At 59.0% G+C, this 19777-nt stretch carries 14 protein-coding genes; 6 read left to right on the top strand and 8 right to left on the bottom strand.

Annotated features, from left to right (window positions below; genetic code table 11):
* Nucleotides 1–60: 60 nt before the first annotated feature.
* Nucleotides 61–543: an acyl-CoA thioesterase gene (locus KW848_RS08305; RefSeq protein WP_074872148.1), complete on the bottom strand. Its 483-nt coding sequence runs from the start codon at nucleotides 541–543 to the stop codon at nucleotides 61–63.
* A 250-nt stretch (nucleotides 544–793) separates the two neighbouring features.
* Between KW848_RS08305 and KW848_RS08310 the strand changes: the two genes are divergently transcribed.
* Nucleotides 794–2557 carry a cation:proton antiporter gene (locus KW848_RS08310; protein ID WP_218536545.1) on the top strand — a complete coding sequence of 588 codons (1764 nt, stop codon included), beginning with the start codon at nucleotides 794–796 and terminating at the stop codon, nucleotides 2555–2557.
* Between the two features lie 21 nt (nucleotides 2558–2578).
* Here KW848_RS08310 and KW848_RS08315 read toward each other — a convergent pair whose 3' ends face one another.
* From KW848_RS08315 to uvrD, 3 genes are all read right to left on the bottom strand, one after another.
* Nucleotides 2579–2986 (bottom strand): SMI1/KNR4 family protein, encoded by a 408-nt coding sequence (locus tag KW848_RS08315; RefSeq protein WP_008156656.1) that lies wholly within the window; start codon nucleotides 2984–2986, stop codon nucleotides 2579–2581.
* A gap of 271 nt (nucleotides 2987–3257) precedes the next feature.
* Nucleotides 3258–4130, bottom strand: coding sequence for a Tim44 domain-containing protein (locus tag KW848_RS08320; protein ID WP_111448213.1), 873 nt, complete (start codon nucleotides 4128–4130; stop codon nucleotides 3258–3260).
* Between the two features lie 306 nt (nucleotides 4131–4436).
* Complete coding sequence (gene uvrD / locus KW848_RS08325; protein WP_056738578.1) at nucleotides 4437–6620, bottom strand: DNA helicase II; 2184 nt, start codon at nucleotides 6618–6620, stop codon at nucleotides 4437–4439.
* 257 nt (nucleotides 6621–6877) lie between these two features.
* Here uvrD and KW848_RS08330 point away from each other — a divergent pair, with 257 nt between their 5' ends.
* The 3 genes from KW848_RS08330 (at nucleotide 6878) to KW848_RS08340 (ending at nucleotide 11203) form a co-directional block, all read left to right on the top strand.
* Nucleotides 6878–9751 (top strand): EAL domain-containing protein, encoded by a 2874-nt coding sequence (locus KW848_RS08330; protein ID WP_218536546.1) that lies wholly within the window; start codon nucleotides 6878–6880, stop codon nucleotides 9749–9751.
* Nucleotides 9752–9886: 135 nt separating this feature from the next.
* Nucleotides 9887–10753: a transcriptional regulator HexR gene (gene hexR, locus KW848_RS08335; RefSeq protein WP_008156648.1), complete on the top strand. Its 867-nt coding sequence runs from the start codon at nucleotides 9887–9889 to the stop codon at nucleotides 10751–10753.
* Between the two features lie 240 nt (nucleotides 10754–10993).
* The gene (locus KW848_RS08340; protein WP_008156646.1) at nucleotides 10994–11203 is read left to right on the top strand and encodes a PA3496 family putative envelope integrity protein; all 210 of its coding nucleotides are present in this window, start codon (nucleotides 10994–10996) and stop codon (nucleotides 11201–11203) included.
* Here KW848_RS08340 and KW848_RS08345 read toward each other — a convergent pair.
* Entirely contained in the window at nucleotides 11145–12107 is a 963-nt protein-coding gene (locus KW848_RS08345; RefSeq protein ID WP_008007793.1) for a LysR family transcriptional regulator, read from the bottom strand. The two genes, KW848_RS08340 and KW848_RS08345, sit on opposite strands and share 59 nt — an antisense overlap.
* Nucleotides 12108–12297: 190 nt before the next feature.
* Here KW848_RS08345 and KW848_RS08350 point away from each other — a divergent pair, with 190 nt between their 5' ends.
* Together KW848_RS08350 and oadA are read left to right on the top strand one after the other, a co-directional pair.
* Nucleotides 12298–13713 carry an acetyl-CoA carboxylase biotin carboxylase subunit gene (locus tag KW848_RS08350; RefSeq protein WP_218536547.1) on the top strand — a complete coding sequence of 472 codons (1416 nt, stop codon included), beginning with the start codon at nucleotides 12298–12300 and terminating at the stop codon, nucleotides 13711–13713.
* Nucleotides 13714–13724: 11 nt separating this feature from the next.
* Complete coding sequence (gene oadA / locus KW848_RS08355; protein ID WP_192408814.1) at nucleotides 13725–15533, top strand: sodium-extruding oxaloacetate decarboxylase subunit alpha; 1809 nt, start codon at nucleotides 13725–13727, stop codon at nucleotides 15531–15533.
* Between the two features lie 77 nt (nucleotides 15534–15610).
* On the opposite strand, the gene KW848_RS08360 is transcribed toward oadA, so the two are convergent.
* From KW848_RS08360 to KW848_RS08370, 3 genes are all read right to left on the bottom strand, one after another.
* Entirely contained in the window at nucleotides 15611–17785 is a 2175-nt protein-coding gene (locus KW848_RS08360; RefSeq protein ID WP_218536548.1) for an autotransporter domain-containing protein, read from the bottom strand.
* A 300-nt stretch (nucleotides 17786–18085) separates the two neighbouring features.
* Nucleotides 18086–18922 carry an amino acid ABC transporter permease gene (locus tag KW848_RS08365; RefSeq protein WP_218536549.1) on the bottom strand — a complete coding sequence of 279 codons (837 nt, stop codon included), beginning with the start codon at nucleotides 18920–18922 and terminating at the stop codon, nucleotides 18086–18088.
* The gene (locus KW848_RS08370; protein ID WP_192408818.1) at nucleotides 18919–19740 is read right to left on the bottom strand and encodes an ABC transporter substrate-binding protein; all 822 of its coding nucleotides are present in this window, start codon (nucleotides 19738–19740) and stop codon (nucleotides 18919–18921) included. Before KW848_RS08370 ends, KW848_RS08365 begins: the two co-directional genes overlap by 4 nt.
* Nucleotides 19741–19777: the final 37 nt, after the last annotated feature.

Below are 19777 nucleotides of genomic sequence, written 5' to 3' on the forward strand. Positions count from 1 at the left end.
CGCCGCTCCCACTTGCTCGCGAAGACTATCTAACGAACCACATCAAACTGACTCAACAGCTCAGGCGTCACCCTTGATGTCCTGATAGCGCTTTTCCAGTTCCTGACGAATCTGCCGACGTTGCTGGGCCTGCATGAAGCGGCGTTTGTCTTCGCTGTTCTGCGGTTGCAGTGGCGGGACAGCAGCCGGTTTGCGGTCGTCATCCACGGCGACCATGGTGAAGAAGCAGCTGTTGGTGTGGCGCACCGAGCGCTCGCGGATGTTCTCGGTCACTACCTTGATGCCCACCTCCATGGAGGTGTTGCCGGTGTAATTGACCGAGGCCAGAAAGGTCACCAGTTCGCCGACATGAATCGGCTCGCGGAAAATCACCTGATCCACCGACAGGGTCACCACGTAGCGGCCGGCATAACGGCTGGCGCACGCGTAGGCCACTTCGTCGAGGTATTTGAGCAAGGTACCGCCGTGGACATTGCCAGAGAAGTTGGCCATGTCGGGGGTCATCAATACCGTCATCGACAGTTGTGCGTTTCCGGGTTCCATAGCGTTCTCACGGTTCAAGGCAGAATTTCGGAAGGGCGGCACCTCTGCGGGGGCCTTGTCAGCTTTTCAAACCAACAGTTATCGGGACGCCGGGCGGGTGGCTGCCGTCACGCCTGGATCGATCTGTTTCCATATATTGCACCGCCTTTCTGCCAGAAGTCGCGGTGTTACCCTTCAAAAGCCCCTTCTCAAGGGTAATTCCCACGCGGAAAGTGGATTTTTCACCTTGCTCGAACAGGAACCCCACACCATGCACGCCATCAGTTTCATTCAGGATCTGGCAGTGATCATGTTGATCGCGGGTGTGGTGACCGTGCTGTTTCATCGCTTCAAACAACCGGTGGTGCTCGGCTACATCGTCGCCGGCTTCATCATCGGCCCGCACACCCCGCCGTTCAGCCTGATCCACGATGAAGACACCATCAAAACCCTCGCCGAACTCGGGGTGATTTTCCTGATGTTCTGCCTGGGCCTGGAGTTCAGCCTGCGCAAGCTGTTCAAGGTCGGCGCCACAGCGTTCATTGCGGCGTTCCTGGAAATCGTGCTGATGATCTGGATCGGCTACGAGATCGGTCGCTGGTTCGAATGGAACACCATGGACTCGCTGTTTCTTGGCGCGATCCTGGCGATTTCCTCGACCACCATCATCGTCAAGGCGCTCAACGATCTGAAGATGAAGAACGAGCGCTTCGCGCAGCTGATTTTCGGCGTGCTGATCGTTGAAGACATCCTTGGCATCGGCATCATCGCCTTGCTGTCGAGCATCGCAGTCAGCGGCACGGTCAGTTCCGGCGAAGTGTTTTCAACGGTCGGCAAGCTCTCGCTGTTCATGATTGTCGCACTGGTCATCGGCATCCTGCTGGTGCCGCGATTGCTGGCTTACGTGGCGAAGTTCGAAAGCAATGAAATGCTGCTGATTACGGTGTTAGGCCTGTGTTTCGGCTTCTGTTTGCTGGTGGTCAAACTTGAATACAGCATGGTGCTCGGTGCCTTCCTGATTGGCGCGATCATGGCTGAATCCCGGCAATTGCTGAAAATCGAGCGCTTGATCGAACCGGTTCGCGACCTGTTCAGTGCGATCTTTTTTGTCGCCATTGGGCTGATGCTCGATCCGATGATTCTGCTGCAATACGCGTGGCCGATTGCGGTGATCACCGTGGCCGTGGTGCTGGGCAAGATGTTTTCTTGCGGTCTTGGCGCCTTTATCGCTGGCAATGATGGACGTACCTCACTTCGAGTCGGGATGGGGCTTTCGCAGATTGGCGAATTTTCTTTCATCATCGCGGCGCTGGGCATGACGTTGCAGGTTACCAGCAACTTCCTTTACCCGGTCGCGGTTGCCGTCTCGGTGATTACCACGTTGCTGACGCCTTACCTGATTCGCGCGGCTGATCCGCTGTCGATCAAGCTTGCCGCGGTGATGCCGAAGCGACTGGGCCGGGTATTGGGGATGTACGGCGAATGGCTGCGCAGCATCCAGCCTCAGGGCGAGGGCGCGCTACTGGCGTCGATGATTCGGCGGATTCTGTTGCAGGTGGGGGTCAATCTGGCGCTGGTGATTGCGATCTTCTTCTCGGGTGCTTTTTTCGCCGAGCGCATGTCCGCTTACCTGCAAGACTGGATCAGCGACCCGAGCTGGCAGAAAGCGTTGATTTGGGGCGGGGCGTTGCTGTTGTCGCTGCCGTTCCTGATCGCCGCCTATCGCAAGCTCAAGGCGCTCTCGATGCTGTTGGCGGAGATGGGCGTGAAGCCGGAGATGGCCGGCCGCCACACGCAGCGAGTGCGTCGGGTAATCGCCGAAGTGATCCCGATCCTCTCGCTGCTGGTGATTTTTCTGCTGCTGGCAGCCTTGTCGGCCAGTATTCTGCCGACCAACAAGTTGCTGGTGCTGATCGTTGTCGTCGCGGCCGCTGTAGCGGCGCTGCTCTGGCGCTGGTTCATCCGCGTGCACACGCGGATGCAGGTGGCGTTGCTCGAAACACTGGACAACCACAAGGATTCGTCCGGGCATTAACCCTGTAGCGCGTCAGGCGTCTCAGCTTTCCAGCCAGACGTCCCGCGCCCAGTGCCATACCGATTCCCAGGTTTCTTCGGCGATCAGCTCTTCTTCGGCCAACCACAGCACCACGGTGCCGTCTTCTTCGACCAGGTAGTAGTTGTCACCGTCCTGGCAGATCGGAATCATGCTGCGATCAACACCCGCATCCCAGGCGTTGGCAGCAACGTCCGGCAGGTAGGTGTGGGATTGCGGGTCGGTAACGGTCACCGGCTCCAGGCTGCCGTAGACGACGTCGCTGACGGTCAGCAAAAACTCTCTGAAGACAAACGGAATGTCGATGAACAGCTGTTCTTCGATTTCCACCAATTGATCTTCGTCGGGCAACTCCAAGGGGACCGGTACCGGTTCGTTGGCTTCACGCAGTTGTTCGATGATTTCTTCCACGTCCGGGATCCTCTTGCTTGATGGCGCGGTTTAGTTGGGGCGGTTTATACAGTAGCTCGCTATAGATGTAACCGTGAAATAGAAAAACCCCGGCCAGGCCGGGGTTTTCGTTACAGCATGCTAGGTTCTGTCTGGAACGTGCCTGCGCGTCGATCATACTGCGTTAAAAACAGGCTCAGAATGCTCATTGACTAAAGTCAACTCCGCTTCCTCGCCTGTTTTTGCCTTGTCTGATCTTAGCTCGGCACCTTCCAGACAGAACCGGTAAGGATCAGCCGTTCTGGCGGATACCGGCGACCAGCCAAGGCTGGTTCTCGCCCTGCGGACGTTCCATGTTCCAGCTTTCGCTGAACACTTCGCCCTGGTCGAAACGCGAAGTCTTCGACACACCGGTGAAGGTCAGGGTGGCGATGGTCTTGTCGGCACGGTCATCCACGCCGTCCAGTTGAACATTGAGGTTATCAATGTAGGTGGACTGGAAACCGTCGCCCAGATCGGCACGTTCGCGCTTGAGGAACTCCAGCAGTTGCGGGGTCACGAACTCGGCGATCTTGTCCATTTCGTTGGCGTCCCAGTGCTGCTGCAGGGACTGGAAGTGGTTGCGGGCCGCTTCAATGAAGTTCTTTTCATTGAACCAGGCCGGAGCGTTGATCACCGGACGAGCGGCAACCGGTGCTGCTGAGCCGCCGAAGACCGAACCCATGGCCGTTGGCTTCTGCTCGAACACTTCACGCTGCATCGGTGCGCCAGCTGGAGCCATGTGCTCCTGCTGCTTGCGACGACGAGCGGCGATGAAACGGAAGATCAGGAAGGCGATGACGGCCATGATCAGGATGTCGAAGATCTGCATGCCCTGGAAGCCGCCGCCCATGAACATGGAGGCCAGCAGGCCACCGGCCGCGATGCCGGCCAGAGGGCCGAGCCAGCGCGAAGCACCGCCGGCCTTGGCGGCAGCGCCAGCGGCACCGGCCGCGCCCGCAGTGGCGGCAGCACCACCTGCGGCAGAAGAAGGCGCCATTTGGCTGGTCTGGTGAGTCGGCGCAGCGCCGGAACTCTTACCGCCACCAAAGCGCTTGGCGTTGGCGTCGAGGCTCATCGTCAGGCCGATGCACAACGCCATGGCGATGCTAAGAAAACGTTTCATAAAGGGAATTCCCATTTGTGGATGGCACGCGCGCCATGTTGCACAGCTGAAGGGTTACTGGCTAGCGGCAGAGTGTTTCGGGCTTTTGCCTGACAGGTTGCGTTCAGCTTCGGTCAGCGCAATAAGGCCTGTTAGTTTTGGTCTGTAGGACGAGTGGATTAGTTCTGTAGGAAGTTTGGTGATTTCATCAGATCAACCTGTGGGAGCGGGCTTGCTCGCGAAGAACGATGACACGGTGTTTCTGATACACCGCGGCGCTGCCTTCGCGAGCAAGCCCGCTCCCACAGAAAAGCCCTGCGGTGGGCTTTAAATCGCTTCCAGCTTCGCGTAACCCAACATCAGCCACTTGCTGCCTTCGCTGAAGTTCACCTGCACCCGAGCCTGGGCCCCGGCACCTTCGAAGTTCAGGATCACACCGTCGCCAAACACCGAATGCCGTACGGCCTGGCCGAGGCTGAACCCGGTATCCGGGATCTCGCTACCGCCAAACAGGCTGCTGGAGCTCTGCTGCTGGCCACCGCCGAACGGACGGCTGACGCTGTTGGACAGCCGCACTTCCTGGATCAGGCCTTTCGGCACTTCACGTACGAAACGCGAGACCTTGTTGTAGGTCTCGCTGCCGTACAGGCGTCGGGTCTCTGCATAGGTCATCACCAGGTTCTGCATGGCCCGGGTGATACCGACGTAGGCCAAACGGCGCTCCTCTTCAAGACGACCCGGTTCTTCAAGGCTCATCTTGTGCGGGAACAGGCCTTCTTCCATGCCCACCAGGAACACGTAAGGGAATTCCAGACCCTTGGCGCTGTGCAGCGTCATCAACTGAATGCTGTCTTCGTGCTCGTCGGCCTGAGTATCCCCGGCCTCCAGGGACGCGTGACCGAGGAACGCCGCCAATGGCGTCAGGTCTTCATCTTCTTCAGCGTTTTCGAAGTTGCGTGCAGCGCTGACCAGTTCCTCAAGGTTTTCTACCCGGGCCTGGCCTTTCTCGCCTTTTTCCGCTTCGTGATAGGCGATCAGCCCGGACTGCTCGATGACGGTCTGGGTCATCAGATGCAGCGGCATTTCCATGCACTTGGCGGCGAGGTTCTCTATCAGCTCGATGAATGCGCCCAGCGCGCCGGCCGCACGGCCGGTCAGGCCTTTGTTAGCCACCAGCAGGCGCATGGCTTCCCACATCGACACATCGCTGTGACGGGCATGGTCGCGGATCGCTTCAACGGTTTTCTCTCCGATGCCCCGGGCCGGAACGTTGATCACCCGCTCCAGCGCTGCATCGTTGCCGCGACCTTCCAGCAAGCGCAGGTAGGCCATGGCGTTTTTGATTTCTGCCCGTTCGAAGAAGCGCTGACCGCCATAGATGCGGTACGGAATGCGCTCACGCAGCAAGGCTTCTTCCAAAACGCGTGATTGGGCGTTGGAGCGGTACAAAATCGCGATATCGCTGCGAGCCAAGCCGGTTTTCAGCGCGCTTTCGATGGTTTCCACCACGTAGCGTGCTTCATCGTGTTCGTTGAACGCGGCGTACAGGTTGATCGCTTCGCCTTCGCCGCCGTCGGTCCACAGCTCTTTGCCCATGCGTCCCGTGTTGTTGGCGATCAGGGCGTTGGCTGCTTTAAGGATGCCGGCGGTGGAGCGGTAGTTCTGCTCCAGACGAATGGTTTCGGCATCTGGAAAATCGTCGGAATACTGATAAATGTTTTCGATTTTCGCGCCGCGCCAGCCATAGATCGACTGATCGTCGTCGCCAACCACCATCAGGCTGTCACCGCCCTTGGCCAGCAGTCGCAACCAGGCGTACTGCACGGCGTTGGTGTCCTGGAACTCGTCCACCAGAATGTGCCGGAAGCGTTTCTGATAATGCGCCAGCAGGCCCGGATGATCGCGCCACAAGTCGAGGGCACGCAGCAGCAATTCGGAGAAGTCGATCACGCCAGCGCGCAGGCACGCAGCCTCATAGGCTTCATAAATGCTGCGCATGGTCGCCAGGAACAGATCTCCGCTGGCTTGAATGTGTTGCGGACGCAGACCTTCGTCTTTCTGCCCGTTGATGAACCATTGGGCCTGACGGGCCGGCCAGCGTTGCTCGTCCAGGCCCAGCTCGCGGATCACCCGCTTGACCAGTCGTTGCTGGTCGTCGCTGTCGAGAATCTGGAACGTCTGGCTCAGGCCGGCTTCCTGCCAGTGCGCCCGCAATAAGCGGTGCGCCAGGCCGTGGAAGGTGCCGACCCACATGCCGGCCGGGTTGATACCCATCAGCTGCTCGATGCGATGACGCATCTCGGCAGCGGCCTTATTGGTGAAGGTCACCGACAGGATGGAGTGGGGCGAGGCGTTTTCGACCTGGATCAACCAGGCGATACGGTGCACCAGCACTCGGGTTTTACCGGAACCAGCACCGGCCAGGACCAACTGACGACCCACGCGGGCAGCTACGGCCTGGCGTTGGGCATCGTTGAGGGAGTTCAGCAGAAGGGAGAGATCATCGCGCATCGGGGCATTCTAGGGGGCGGCGTCACACCGGGCAAACCCTGCATTGTTTTAGCCGATGAAAGATAGGTGCAGGACGACCGGTCAGTCACTGGCTGCAAGCGTTGGCGGGGCTCGCTTGGCTGCTTTTACACGGGGCCAGGCAGTCGATACTTTGGTCTATTTATGATCTGGGGCAGTTTGGTCCGGGCATTTGCTTGTGTATGCTCCGTCGACGTTTCGGGCGCATGCTCATCATTATAAGAACAAGAACATTGCCTATGACCCTCAGCACCGACCTGTCGGGCCCCGTTGTGGAGCCCCGGGTTATCCGCAAACAGTACGCCATGGAAATGGCGGTCGAACGCACGCGTCTGCTTTATCAGGGCTCGTTGCTGCCCACGTTATTCATGTTGATCAACGGTCTGGTTTGCGCTGGCTTGCTTTGGAGCCCGCAGCGTTACTTCCTGGTCAGCGTCTGGCTGGTGTGGCTGTTGTCGCTGGTGGCGTTGCGGGTGATTCAAGTCGCGGCCTTCGATTCGGCGATACCCAACCGTCAGGCCCATCCGATCTGGCGCCGGATGTTTTTGCTGGGTTCGGCCATGACCGGCCTGACCCTGGCCGGCGCTGGCATTGCGCTGGTACCCGCCGATAACTTCATGCAACAAGCCTGGGTGTTCGGCCTGATCGGCGCTGCAGCGCTTTCGGCCAGTGTTGCCTATGCGGTCAGCTTGCCGGCGTTCCTGTCCTTTACCTTGCCCTGTCTGTTGCCGGCCATCGGCTATCTGTTATGGGGCGGCGATGAACAAGATCAGGGATGGGGCTGGTTCGGTCTGATTTTGTTGGGCGCGTTGAGTGTGGTCGCCTGGCAGGTCAATCGGCTCATCGATAGCGGGCTGTTGCGGCGCTTCCAGAATCAGGCACTGATCGAGCACTTGCAGCAGGCTCAAAACAGCAGCGATCAGCTCAATCAAAAGCTGGCCAAGGAAATCGACCAGCGCCGTCGTGCCGAAGACGAGTTGCGGCAAATTCAGATCGAGCTGGAAAGCCGTGTTGCTCAGCGCAGCCTGGAGCTGGACGCTGCCAATCAGGCCCTGAGCAAGAGTGAAGCGCGTCTGGCGCTGGCGTTGAAGGCCAGTGAGCTCGGTCTGTGGGACTGGAACCTGCAAACCGACGAAGTCCATCACACCCATCTTCAGGAGCTGTTCGGCCTGGAGCCAGAATTCGTGACGGCGATGCTTCGCCACCTCAAGCCACGCCTGCATCCCGATGACTTGCCGTCGCTCAAGCGCGCACTGGTCGAGCATTTGAAGGGCCGCAGCGAGGACTACCAGATTGAGTACCGCGTACGTCACGGCGATGGCCATTGGGTTTGGATCGAAGACCGTGGTCGAGCGGTTGAGCGCAGCGAAAATGGCCGGGTGATCCGCATGGTCGGCACCCGTCGCGACATCAGCGTCAGTAAAGCGCTGGAAGAGCAACGGCAACTGGCCGCAACGGTGTTCGAAGCCGCCAGTGAAGGCATCGTGATTTTCGATCCGAATTACGCGTTGATCGCGGTCAATCAGGCCTTCAGCCGAGTCACCGGCTATGACATTGAAGACATGATTGGACGCAACGTGGTCGAGTTGCCGTGCAGCCGCGATGCCCGCCGGCACTACGCTGCGATTCGTCAGGCGCTGGAGCAGCACGGCAGTTGGCAGGGCGAGCTGGTAGAAACCCGCAAGAATGGCGAGCTGTATCCGCAATGGTTGCAACTGAACGCGGTGCGTGATGCTCGGGGAAATGTGAGCCATATCGTGGGCTTCTTCGCCGATCTATCGGCCCGGCGCGAATCTGAAGAACGCATGCGTTACCTGGCGCATTACGACGAATTGACGGGTCTGGCTAACCGTTCACTGTTCCGGGAACGGCTAAGCGAGGCGCATCAGCGGGTGCGTCAGGGCGGCTATCGCAGTCTGGCGTTGCTGCACATCAATCTGGATCGTTTCAAGCTGCTCAATGACAGCCTTGGCCATGAAATAGCCGACCAACTCTTGCAGAAGATGGCTCGGCGGCTGGTCAACGCATTGCCGGAAGCAGACACCATCGCTCGCTTGTCCGGTGATGAGTTTGCCGTGTTGTTCAATGCCTACGGCAACCTGTCGAGCCTGGCGCGGGTGGCGACCCGACTGTCGACCAAGTTGCGCTTGCCGATCACTGTCGAGGGCCATGAACTGGTGGTTAGTGCGTCCATGGGCATCAGTCTGTTGCCGGACAACGCGCGAGAAATTTCCGCGCTGGTCCATCAGTCCAATATGGCCATGCAGCACGCCAAGCACTTGGGCGGAAATAACTTCCAGTTCTACACCGACAGCCTGCAAGCCAGCACGCTGGAGCGCTTGCAGCTGGAAAATCAACTGCGTAAGGCGATCGAAGAGAAACAGTTGATGGTGTTTTATCAACCGAAACTGTGCCTGGCCACGGGTCGGTTGAATGCCGCCGAAGCGCTGGTGCGCTGGGATCACCCGACCATGGGCCGTGTGCCGCCAGGGGACTTCATCGGCCTGGCCGAGGAAACCGGTTTGATCGGCCCGATCGGCGAGTTCGTGTTGCGTCAGGCTTGCTGGCAAGCCTGTGAGTGGCAGCGTCAGGGGCTTGCGCCGATTCGGGTGTCGGTGAATCTGTCGGTGCATCAATTGCGTCAGGGCAAACTGGTCAGCCTGGTGCGTCAGGTGCTGGAAGAAACCGGTCTGGCGCCGCACTACCTCGAGCTGGAGCTCACCGAAAGCCAGTTGCTGGACAGCGTCGAGCACATCATCGCGACCTTCCAGCAATTGCGTGATTTGGGGGTCAAGTTGGCGATTGATGACTTCGGCACCGGGTATTCGTCCCTGAGCTACCTCAAGCGCATCCCTGTGGATTACGTGAAGATCGATCAGGCATTTATCCGCGGTCTGGGGGAGGGTAGCGAGGATGCGGCGATCACCCGGGCAATCATTGCCATGGCGCACGGCTTGTCACTGAAAGTGGTGGCTGAAGGGGTGGAGCGGACAGAGCAGTTGGAGTTTTTGAAAGCCGAGCACTGCGATGAAGTGCAGGGCTATTTGATTAGCCGTCCTGTCGAGGCCGATGGCCTGGCGGCACTGTTGCGTGCGGACGAGAAACACTTGTAAGGGCTACATGGAGCGCATGTGGCGTGAAATGGGGACATCGAGTTACGCATTGAGCAGGCAAAAAGCCGATTCATGTAGTATAACTACAAGCGTGCTACATCCCCGGCACCTGCCAATAACAAAGAGTCCAGCCCTTTGAATCTGCTGCAACACATCGCCCAGTCACGCCACCTCTTACGCAAGTCGGAGCTCAAGGTCGCCGACCACGTGCTGCTTGATCCTGCGGCGGTGATGCACAGCTCCATGGCCGACCTGGCCCACAACGTGGGCATTAGCGAACCGACCATCGTGCGGTTCTGTCGCGCCATCGGTTGCTCCGGTTTCCAGGACTTGAAGCTGAAACTGGCACAGAGCCTGGCTGCCGGTGCGAGCTTCGGACAATTCGCGATTCATGAAGACGACTCGGTCGCTGACTACAGCCTGAAAATCTTCGACACCACTCTGCACACGCTGATGGAGGTTCGCGAGAAGCTTGATCCGGTGGAGTTGCAGCGTGCCGTGTCGCTCATGTCGCAGGCCCAGCGGGTCGAGTTTTATGGCTTTGGCGCGTCGGGTGCAGTGGCGGCCGATGCCCAGCACAAGTTCTTCCGCTTGTTGCTGACGGCGGCGGCGTATTCCGACCCGCACATGCAGGCGATGTCGGCGGTCACGTTGAAGCCGACCGACGTGGCGATCTGTATTTCCCAGTCCGGGCGTTCCAAAGATTTGTTGATCACCGCCAATCTGGTGCGCGAAAGCGGCGCTTCGCTGATTACCTTGTGCCCGAGCCAGACACCGCTCGCCGAGCTGTCGACCGTCAACCTGGCGATCGATGTGCACGAAGACACCGAGATCTATACGCCGCTGACCTCGCGCATTGCCCACCTGGTGGTGATCGATGTGTTGGCGATGGGCGTGGCCATGGCGCGCGGGCCGAGCCTGGTCAACCACCTCAAGAGCGTCAAGCGCAGCCTGCGCAGCTTGCGGCTGTCACCCAAATCGGTAAAAGCGCTGGACGATTAATTCTGATCTGAGATCGCCGGAAGGTCGTTCCGACCTTCATTCGCGAGCAAGCCCGCTCCCACATTTGACCGCGTCCGCCTGAATAACTCGGTCAAATGTGGGAGCGGGCTTGCTCGCGAAGGCGTCCTCAAACTCGCCAAGCCCTTCGCCAATGTTCACATCCCTGTAACCCACCCGCCGCCAAACCGTCATCCCTCGCGCCTATCTTGAAACTCCCGTCATCGCCTTGGGAGACTCGAAATGGCCCAGCCCTACGAAGAACGCAACAGCGCCGTCAGAACCCGTCGTCAGCAGGAAGACCAGCGCCGCATGGAATTTCGCCGCGCTATCGAAGATCGCTGCGAACGTCGCCAACTGCTGGCCGAGATTGGTGATTTCCCTGAGCTGGAGCTCAACTACTGGCAGGCGGCACCGGCAACTTCCCGTCGAAACGCTCAACCAGCGCGCTGATCTGCACCCGCTCGCTGCGAATAAACGCAAGGAACGCGTGCGCCACCGGTGACAGCCGTTTCGCCTTGGCTTGCACCAGGCACCAGCTGCGGTACAACGGCAGCTCTTCGACCGGCAACTCGATCAATCCGCCGGTCGCCAACTCAAGGTTCAGGGCGTGACGCGTCAACAGCGCCACGCCCAGACCCGCCAACACACATTCACGCTGCGCTTCGGCTGACGAGACTTCCTGGGTCTGGTTGAAGTGCACGCGCTTCTCTTTGAAATATTCTTCGCAAGCCAGCCGCGTCCCGGAGCCGGATTCGCGCATCAGCAGTGTGTAGGGTTCAAGATCCTGCAAACGCAGCGGGCCCATGTGGCACAGCGGATGATCCGGTGGCGCCACGGCAACGATCGGGTTGTTGAGGAATGGCAAGAACTCCAGCCCCATGTCCTGCGGCACCATGGACATGATCACCAGGTCGTCGCGGTTGTCCGACAGTCGTCGAATGACCTGCCCGCGATTGACCACCGTCAGTTGCAGGTTCACTTCTGGATGTTGGCGCTTGAACGCGGCAAACAGGTGCGGCACAAAGTATTTGGCACTCGATTCCACCGCCAGTTTCAGCTGACCCTGCAACGATCCCTGCATGTCCGAAAGCTGCATGTCGAGGTTTTCCAGGCGCCCGAAAATGTCCCGGCTGGCGCGTTGAAGGGCTTCGGCTGCCTCGGTCATGTAGAGCTTTTTGCCGACGTAATCGAACAAAGGCTGACCAATCAGCTCTTCAAGTTGACGAATCTGTAGGCTCACGGCAGGTTGGGTGAGAGACATTTCATCGGCTGCGCGGCTGTAGGACCTCAAATCACAGACTTCATTGAAGATCTGCAATTGGCGCAATGTCATACGCATCAAAGACTTACGCATTTTTTAGGTGCTCTCATCGCAGGCTGATGAGTCAACTATAAGTCTTTACTTATGCCTGACCCAATAATTAATCATTTTTGTTAATCCCTTGTGGGGGCTAGTGTGGGCCTGCGACTGAATTGAAACATTTGGTCACGCGTCGACCTGGTCTAGCAGGTCGTGGGTACCACCGGCTCAAGGGAACCTCCAAGTGATAAAAAAGATCCTGATCGCCAACCGTGGTGAGATTGCCGTACGAATCGTACGTGCCTGCGCCGAGATGGGCATTCGCTCGGTCGCGATCTATTCCGACGCCGACCGCCATGCGTTGCATGTGAAGCGTGCGGACGAGGCCCACAGCATCGGTGCCGAGCCACTGGCCGGCTACCTGAATGCGCGCAAGCTGGTGAATCTGGCGGTAGAAACCGGTTGCGATGCGCTGCACCCCGGCTACGGCTTCCTCTCGGAAAACGCTGAACTGGCAGATATCTGCGCCGAGCGCGGCATCAAGTTCATCGGTCCATCGGCTGAAGTGATTCGCCGCATGGGCGACAAGACTGAAGCCCGTCGCAGCATGATCAAGGCTGGCGTACCCGTCACCCCGGGGACCGAAGGCAACGTCGCGGATATCGCGGAAGCTTTGCTCGAAGGCGACCGCATCGGTTATCCGGTGATGCTCAAGGCGACGTCCGGTGGCGGTGGCCGTGGTATCCGTCGCTGCGACAGCCGAGAAGAGCTTGAACAAGCATTCCCTCGGGTCATTTCCGAAGCCACCAAGGCCTTTGGTTCGGCGGAAGTGTTCCTGGAAAAATGCATCGTCAATCCGAAACACATCGAAGCGCAGATCCTCGGCGACAGCTTTGGCAACGTGGTGCACCTGTTCGAGCGTGACTGCTCGATCCAGCGTCGCAACCAGAAGCTCATCGAGATCGCCCCGAGCCCGCAACTGACCCCGGAACAGCGCGCCTACATCGGCGACCTGTCGGTGCGCGCAGCCAAGGCCGTGGGTTATGAGAACGCCGGCACCGTGGAGTTTCTGCTCGCCGAGGGCGAGGTGTACTTCATGGAGATGAATACCCGGGTGCAGGTGGAACACACCATCACCGAAGAAATCACCGGCATCGACATCGTTCGCGAGCAGATTCGCATCGCCTCTGGCCTACCGCTTTCGGTGAAACAGGAAGACATCCAGCACCGCGGTTTCGCGCTGCAATTCCGGATCAACGCCGAAGACCCGAAGAACAACTTCCTGCCGAGTTTCGGCAAGATCACCCGGTACTACGCCCCCGGTGGCCCCGGCGTGCGCACCGACACGGCGATCTACACCGGTTACACCATTCCGCCGTTCTACGACTCCATGTGCCTGAAACTGGTGGTGTGGGCGCTGACCTGGGACGAGGCGATGGACCGTGGCTTGCGCGCCCTCGACGACATGCGTCTGCAAGGGGTCAAGACCACCGCCGCGTACTACCAGGAAATCCTGCGTAACCCGGAATTCCGTAGCGGCCAGTTCAACACCAGCTTCGTTGAAAGCCACCCTGAACTGACCAACTACTCGATCAAGCGCAAACCCGAAGAGCTGGCCCTGGCCATCGCCGCCGCCATCGCCGCCCACGCAGGCCTGTGAGGAAAAGAACAATGAGCAAGAAAATCTACGTTACCGACACAATCCTGCGCGACGCTCACCAATCGCTGCTCGCGACCCGCATGCGCACTGAAGACATGCTGCCGATCTGCGACAAGCTCGACAAAGTCGGCTACTGGTCGCTGGAAGTCTGGGGCGGCGCGACCTTCGACGCCTGCGTACGCTTCCTCAAGGAAGACCCGTGGGAGCGTCTGCGCCAACTGCGCGCGGCCTTGCCTAACACTCGCCTGCAAATGCTTCTGCGTGGCCAGAACCTGCTGGGCTACCGCCACTACAGCGACGACGTGGTCAAAGCCTTCGTCGCCAAGGCTGCGGTCAATGGTATCGACGTGTTCCGCATCTTCGACGCCATGAACGATGTGCGTAACCTGCGAGTCGCCATCGAAGCGGTGAAAGCCGCTGGCAAACACGCTCAAGGCACCATCGCTTACACCACCAGCCCGGTACACACCATCGAGGCGTTCGTGGCGCAAGCCAAGCAAATGGAAGCCATGGGTTGCGACTCGGTGGCGATCAAGGACATGGCTGGCCTGCTGACTCCGTACGCTACCGGCGAACTGGTCAAGGCATTGAAATCCGAGCAATCGCTGCCCGTGTTCATTCACTCGCACGACACCGCTGGTTTGGCCGCGATGTGCCAACTCAAGGCTATCGAAAACGGTGCGGACCACATCGATACCGCGATCTCCAGCTTCGCCTGGGGCACCAGCCACCCGGGCACCGAGTCGATGGTTGCCGCCCTTAAAGGCAGCGAGTTCGACACCGGACTGAATCTGGAGCTGCTGCAAGAGATCGGTCTGTACTTCTACGCCGTGCGCAAGAAATACCACCAGTTCGAAAGCGAGTTCACCGCCGTCGACACCCGCGTTCAAGTCAACCAGGTACCGGGCGGGATGATTTCCAACCTGGCCAACCAGTTGAAAGAGCAGGGCGCCCTGAACCGCATGAATGAAGTGCTGGCCGAAATCCCGCGCGTTCGTGAAGACCTCGGCTTCCCGCCGCTGGTGACCCCGACCTCGCAGATCGTCGGCACCCAGGCGTTCTTCAACGTGCTGGCCGGCGAGCGCTACAAGACCATCACCAACGAAGTGAAGCTTTACTTGCAAGGCGGCTACGGCAAGGCGCCGGGCACCGTGAACGAAAAACTGCGTCGCCAGGCGATCGGCAGCGAAGAAGTGATCGACGTGCGTCCGGCCGATCTGCTCAAGCCGGAAATGACCAAGCTGCGTGGCGAAATCGGCGCGGTGGCCAAGTCTGAAGAAGACGTGCTGACCTACGCCATGTTCCCGGACATCGGTCGCAAGTTCCTAGAAGAACGCGCCGCCGGCACCCTGACTCCAGAAGTGCTGCTGCCGATTCCTGAAGCAGGCGGTGTGACCTCGGCCGGTGGCGAAGGTGTGCCGACCGAGTTCGTCATCGATGTCCACGGCGAAACCTACCGCGTCGACATCACCGGTGTCGGCGTCAAGGCTGAAGGCAAGCGTCACTTCTACCTGTCTATCGACGGGATGCCGGAAGAAGTGGTGTTCGAACCGCTCAACGAATTCGTCAGCGGCGGCAGCAGCAAGCGCAAGCAAGCCACTGCACCGGGCCACGTCAGCACCACCATGCCGGGCAACATCGTCGACGTGCTGGTCAAGGAAGGCGACACCGTGAAAGCCGGCCAGGCCGTGCTGATCACCGAAGCGATGAAGATGGAAACCGAAGTCCAATCGGCCATCGCCGGCAAAGTCACCGCCATCCACGTGGCCAAGGGCGACCGGGTAAACCCGGGCGAAATCCTGATCGAGATCGAAGGCTGAGTTAACAGCCTCGATATACCGCTTTAAACCTCGGGGGGGCATGTGCTCCCCTTTTTTTCGCCCCGGATTCGCGGCTGTCAGAAACTCATTCGCCACTGACCCGTGACGCCGTGGTTTCGGCTGTCGGTGCCGACCTCGCCAGTGAGGCCGACGCCCAAGGTGTGTTTTGCTGACAATCCAAGGTCCAGCCCTGCATCGACCAGTAGACTGTCACGATCCAGCGACGCGCCGGAAACGGTGAAGTTTTTTCCGCCCGTCACCAATCGTTGGCGGGTATCGCTGTAGACGTCCCCGTAAGTGTGTTTCCAGCCGGCACTGAACCGCGGCGTCAGTTGCATGCCGTTATCCAGCGTGTTGAGCTTCGCCAGCCGTAGGCCGAACGTGCTGTTCAAATTGTTCTGCGTTTGACCCTGTACCTTCAGTGCCGCTGCGCCACCTTTTTCCGTGTAAGTGTCGCGCTGATAGCGTTGGTAGCCCAGGCTCGCAAACGGTTCGATGCTGACGTTTGCCTGGCCCAGGTTGTAACCCAACTCCGCAAAGGCCTGCTGGGTGTTGGCATCGTAACGGCCTTCGGGGCGGTCGCTGAAACCTTTGAAGGCAACCCGGCGTTTAGTGCTGCCGTCGTGGTTGCTATAGGTCGCGCCCAGGCGCAGGGACATTGGTCCGTTTTGACGCAGGGCATAAGCTCCCAAATGCCAGCTGTCCAGATCGCCGTCGAGTCCACGGCTATCCAGACGCGTTTCGGATTTGCCGCTCATTACACCGATGCGCCATTCCTCATCGATGCCCCAATCCGCTCCCAGTACCAGGCCGTGGGTTGTGTGTTTCAGAGCGTCGTAGTCGCGATCCAGCGTCCCACCGTGACCCAATGCTTGAAGCCAGACTCGGCCATTGTCTTCGCTGCCGGCGGCCAGGCGTGGTGAATTGCGCTTGCTGGAATTGCTATAGCGACTGGCGCTGTCCAGCTGACGCATGGCCGAGAGCATGCTGGCGCTGATTGGGCTGTCACTGTTCAGGGTCGCTTTTGCAAGGTTGGCGTTTTGGCCGCCGTCCAGTTGGTCGATGGCCTGGGAGGCTGTTTCGGTGGTGGAGGCGAGCAGGGCTGTGACAGCGGCGTTCGCGGTATTGGGAGGTGTCTGCGCCGTCGGACTGGATTTGGGCTCTTCAATACTGCGGGCGAGTTCCCGACCGTTTTCGTTGGTCGCGAGATTTTCGATAGGCACTTCGTTGCGAGCGTAGGTCAGGCGGACGGCCTTTTCGTCGCCGTAGTCCGGGGTAGCCGTCATGAACGCAAGGGTGCTGCTGACTCGACCGAATGTTCCTTCGACCCGATCTGCGGAAAGTAAAGTGTGATTAGTGGTTTGTGCGTAGTCGCCTGGCAGAGCGGTAACCAGTAAAGACGCGCCGCCAAGCCTGGCGACTCCCTCGACGAAAATCGTCTGTGAAGTATCAGCGTTATCCGTTACTTCATAGGCGAGTGTGGCGCTTTCGCTAAGTGTAAGGTCCCCTCTGATGGAAGGAGCCCCCAAATTTTCACTGACCAGTAACTGACCGTCCACGTGCAAGCCGCCTACTTTACCGTAGCCGCCGTAGGTGCCTCCGTTATCGACGTACACAGTGCCTTCTATAGCGCCAAGGTTAAATAGCGTAGCGTCTTCCCTTACTTCGGCGCCTTTATGGAAGTCGTTGCTGCCGTTTAATGTCCATGCGCCTTTCGTGACCCGCAGGGCAGCAAAATTGGTTGTGTCTCCTACTGTGCCACCGTCTGCGGAGTTAAGGAGCAGACCGTTGACTCCGTTGCCGCCATCGAGTGTGCCCTCCCATCGAGCGCCTTTGTTGATGACCAGAAGGTCATTCGCGTCGCCCAATTCCAGCGAGACACCGTCGATGGTTTGGAGTGGCTTTGAAATGAGCGTGTGTGTAGTGGTGTAGTCGTTCTGGAACTCAACGAACGGGTCTACCTCCACAGGAGCGGATGCTACTTCGGAAGCGGTGGGCTCGGGAAAGATAAGAGACTCATAGAAGGCATCATCGAAATCGACTGCAACGCTGGCAAGCGGTTCGGTTGTTACAGGCCGAACGGCCTGCTCTTCCCCCGACCCGTTTGTGGCTCGGGCAGTGTTTTCACGGGGGGCGATGAACGCCTTGATCGCGAAAAGATCATCGAAGCGCTCATTGGGCTTGGCGGTTTTTTTACGAGGTTTGGTGGCCGGCGCGTCGGAATTGACTTGAGGCTCCGGTTGCTGCGCCATGGAGACTTCTATGCAACCCACTGCAAGCGCAACGGCCAGCGCCAGGTTTTTCGGTCGGTATTTGTGTTGAACGGACATCGAGTACGGCCTCGTTTGAAGGGAGGCCAAACTCTAAGAGGCAGGCTATAGGTACCGATGTCAGCTGCTTCCCGCAGGCTTGCGGGGGTTGTCAGAAGGTTGTGTAGAAAATTGCCGGCCTCCTGAGGAAGGTGGTTTTTACCCGTTCGGGCTGATGCTTTTTCTTACAACAAATCGAGACATGGTCGGCTATCGCAAACTCGGAAACTCATCTGCCTTTCGCTAACTACGGCTCAAATACGCCTTCCCATAATGCCGCTCCATCCGCGCCTGAATCAGCTCCAGCCCAATCGACATCAGCCAATAAATCACCGCCGCTGTCGTCAGCATCTCGATGTAGCGATAGCTCGAGCGCCCATACGATTGCGCCAAAAACATCACTTCCCAAACCCCCATTACCGAGATCAGCGAGGAGTCTTTGAGCATCGAGATGAATTGGTTGGTGGTCGGCGGGATGATGGTGCGCATGGCCTGGGGCAGGGTTACGCGCCAGAAGATCACGGTTTCGCGCATACCCAGGGCCAGGGAGGCTTCGCGTTGGCCGTGGGGGACGCCGAGGATGCCGGCGCGGAAGATTTCGCTCAGGTAGGCGCCGTAGTTCAGCGACAGGGCGATGATGCCGGCGGCGATGGCGCCCGGGACGATGCCGAGTTGTGGCAGGCCGAGGTAGATCAGCAGGATCTGGATCAGTAGTGGTGTGCCACGAAAGAACGAGGCATAGAAGCTCGCAATTCCGAAGGCCACGGCACTTTTCGACAGCCGCGCCAGGGCGGTGATGAAGCCCAGCAGCGAGGAGGTCACGATCGAGCACAGGCATAGAAACAAAGTCAGCGCCGCGCCCTGCAGGAAGCCGTTAGGCGCCAGGTGCAGGCCGATCAGGTTCGGCAGTTTGTCGAGGATGATCGAGAACTTCAGGTCGAAGCTCAGGAAGAAACTGGCGAACAACCCGAGCATCGCTGCCCAGGTCAGGTACAGCCGCGTGCGAAAACCGAAGATCCGTTGTAGCCGCGACTCAGCCACCGGTTGCGGCGGCAGGGGAGGTTTTGGGAAAGAAGTCATTTGCTGATGTCGGCGCCGATCCATTTCTGCGAAAGCTTACTCAGGGTGCCGTCCTGTTTCAGCTGAGCGAAGACGTCACGCACTTTGGCGTCCCACTGGGCGTCGCCTTTTTCAATGGCCACCGAGTTTGGTTCCGAGTACAGCGGCTTGCCGGCGAGCTTGAAGCGTTTGTCCTCGGTCAGGCGCGGTTGGGCGGTGACAAGGTTGGTGAGGATCGCGTCCAGTCGAACGCCAGCGCCCAGGCCGAGGTCCTGGAATGCCACGTTGTCAGTGTCATACGGCGCGATCTGCACGTCCTCGAACGGGTACTGCAATTGAGTGTCTTCGGCGCCTTCGATTACCAGGTTTTTGTTCAGGTAGCTTTCGTAGCTGGAGGCACTGGTGAGGCCGACTTTCTTGCCACTCAAGTCCTTGGCGCCGTGGATGCTGTCGTCCTTGGCGTTGACCACGATCACCGCAGGCGAGGCGTAGTACTCGACCGGGAAGTCGAAGACCTCGGCGCGGGCCTTGCTCGGGGTCATGGAGCAGATGCAGATGTCGTAGCGCCCACTCCAGCGGCCAGCGGCGATCACGTCCCAGGACGGGGTTTCGAGGCGCAGTCTGACGCCCAGTTTGTCTGCCACGGCCTTGGCCACGTCGACGTCGAATCCATCGAGCTGGTTCTGATCATTGAGGAACGAGAAGGGTGGATAGCTTTCCATCAACACGCCCACGAGCTCTTTGTTTTTTTCGACGCGATCCAGCGTGGCGCCGCCAAAGGCTTGGGTGGAGGCAGCCAGAATCGTCAGGCCCAGGGCCAGGAGTGGTTGGAATTTCACAGTCGATCCCTGATAAAAAAGAGGTTGTTATTAACCG

It is taken from the genome of Pseudomonas sp. PDM25, assembly GCF_019219045.1.
Taxonomy (GTDB): domain Bacteria; phylum Pseudomonadota; class Gammaproteobacteria; order Pseudomonadales; family Pseudomonadaceae; genus Aquipseudomonas.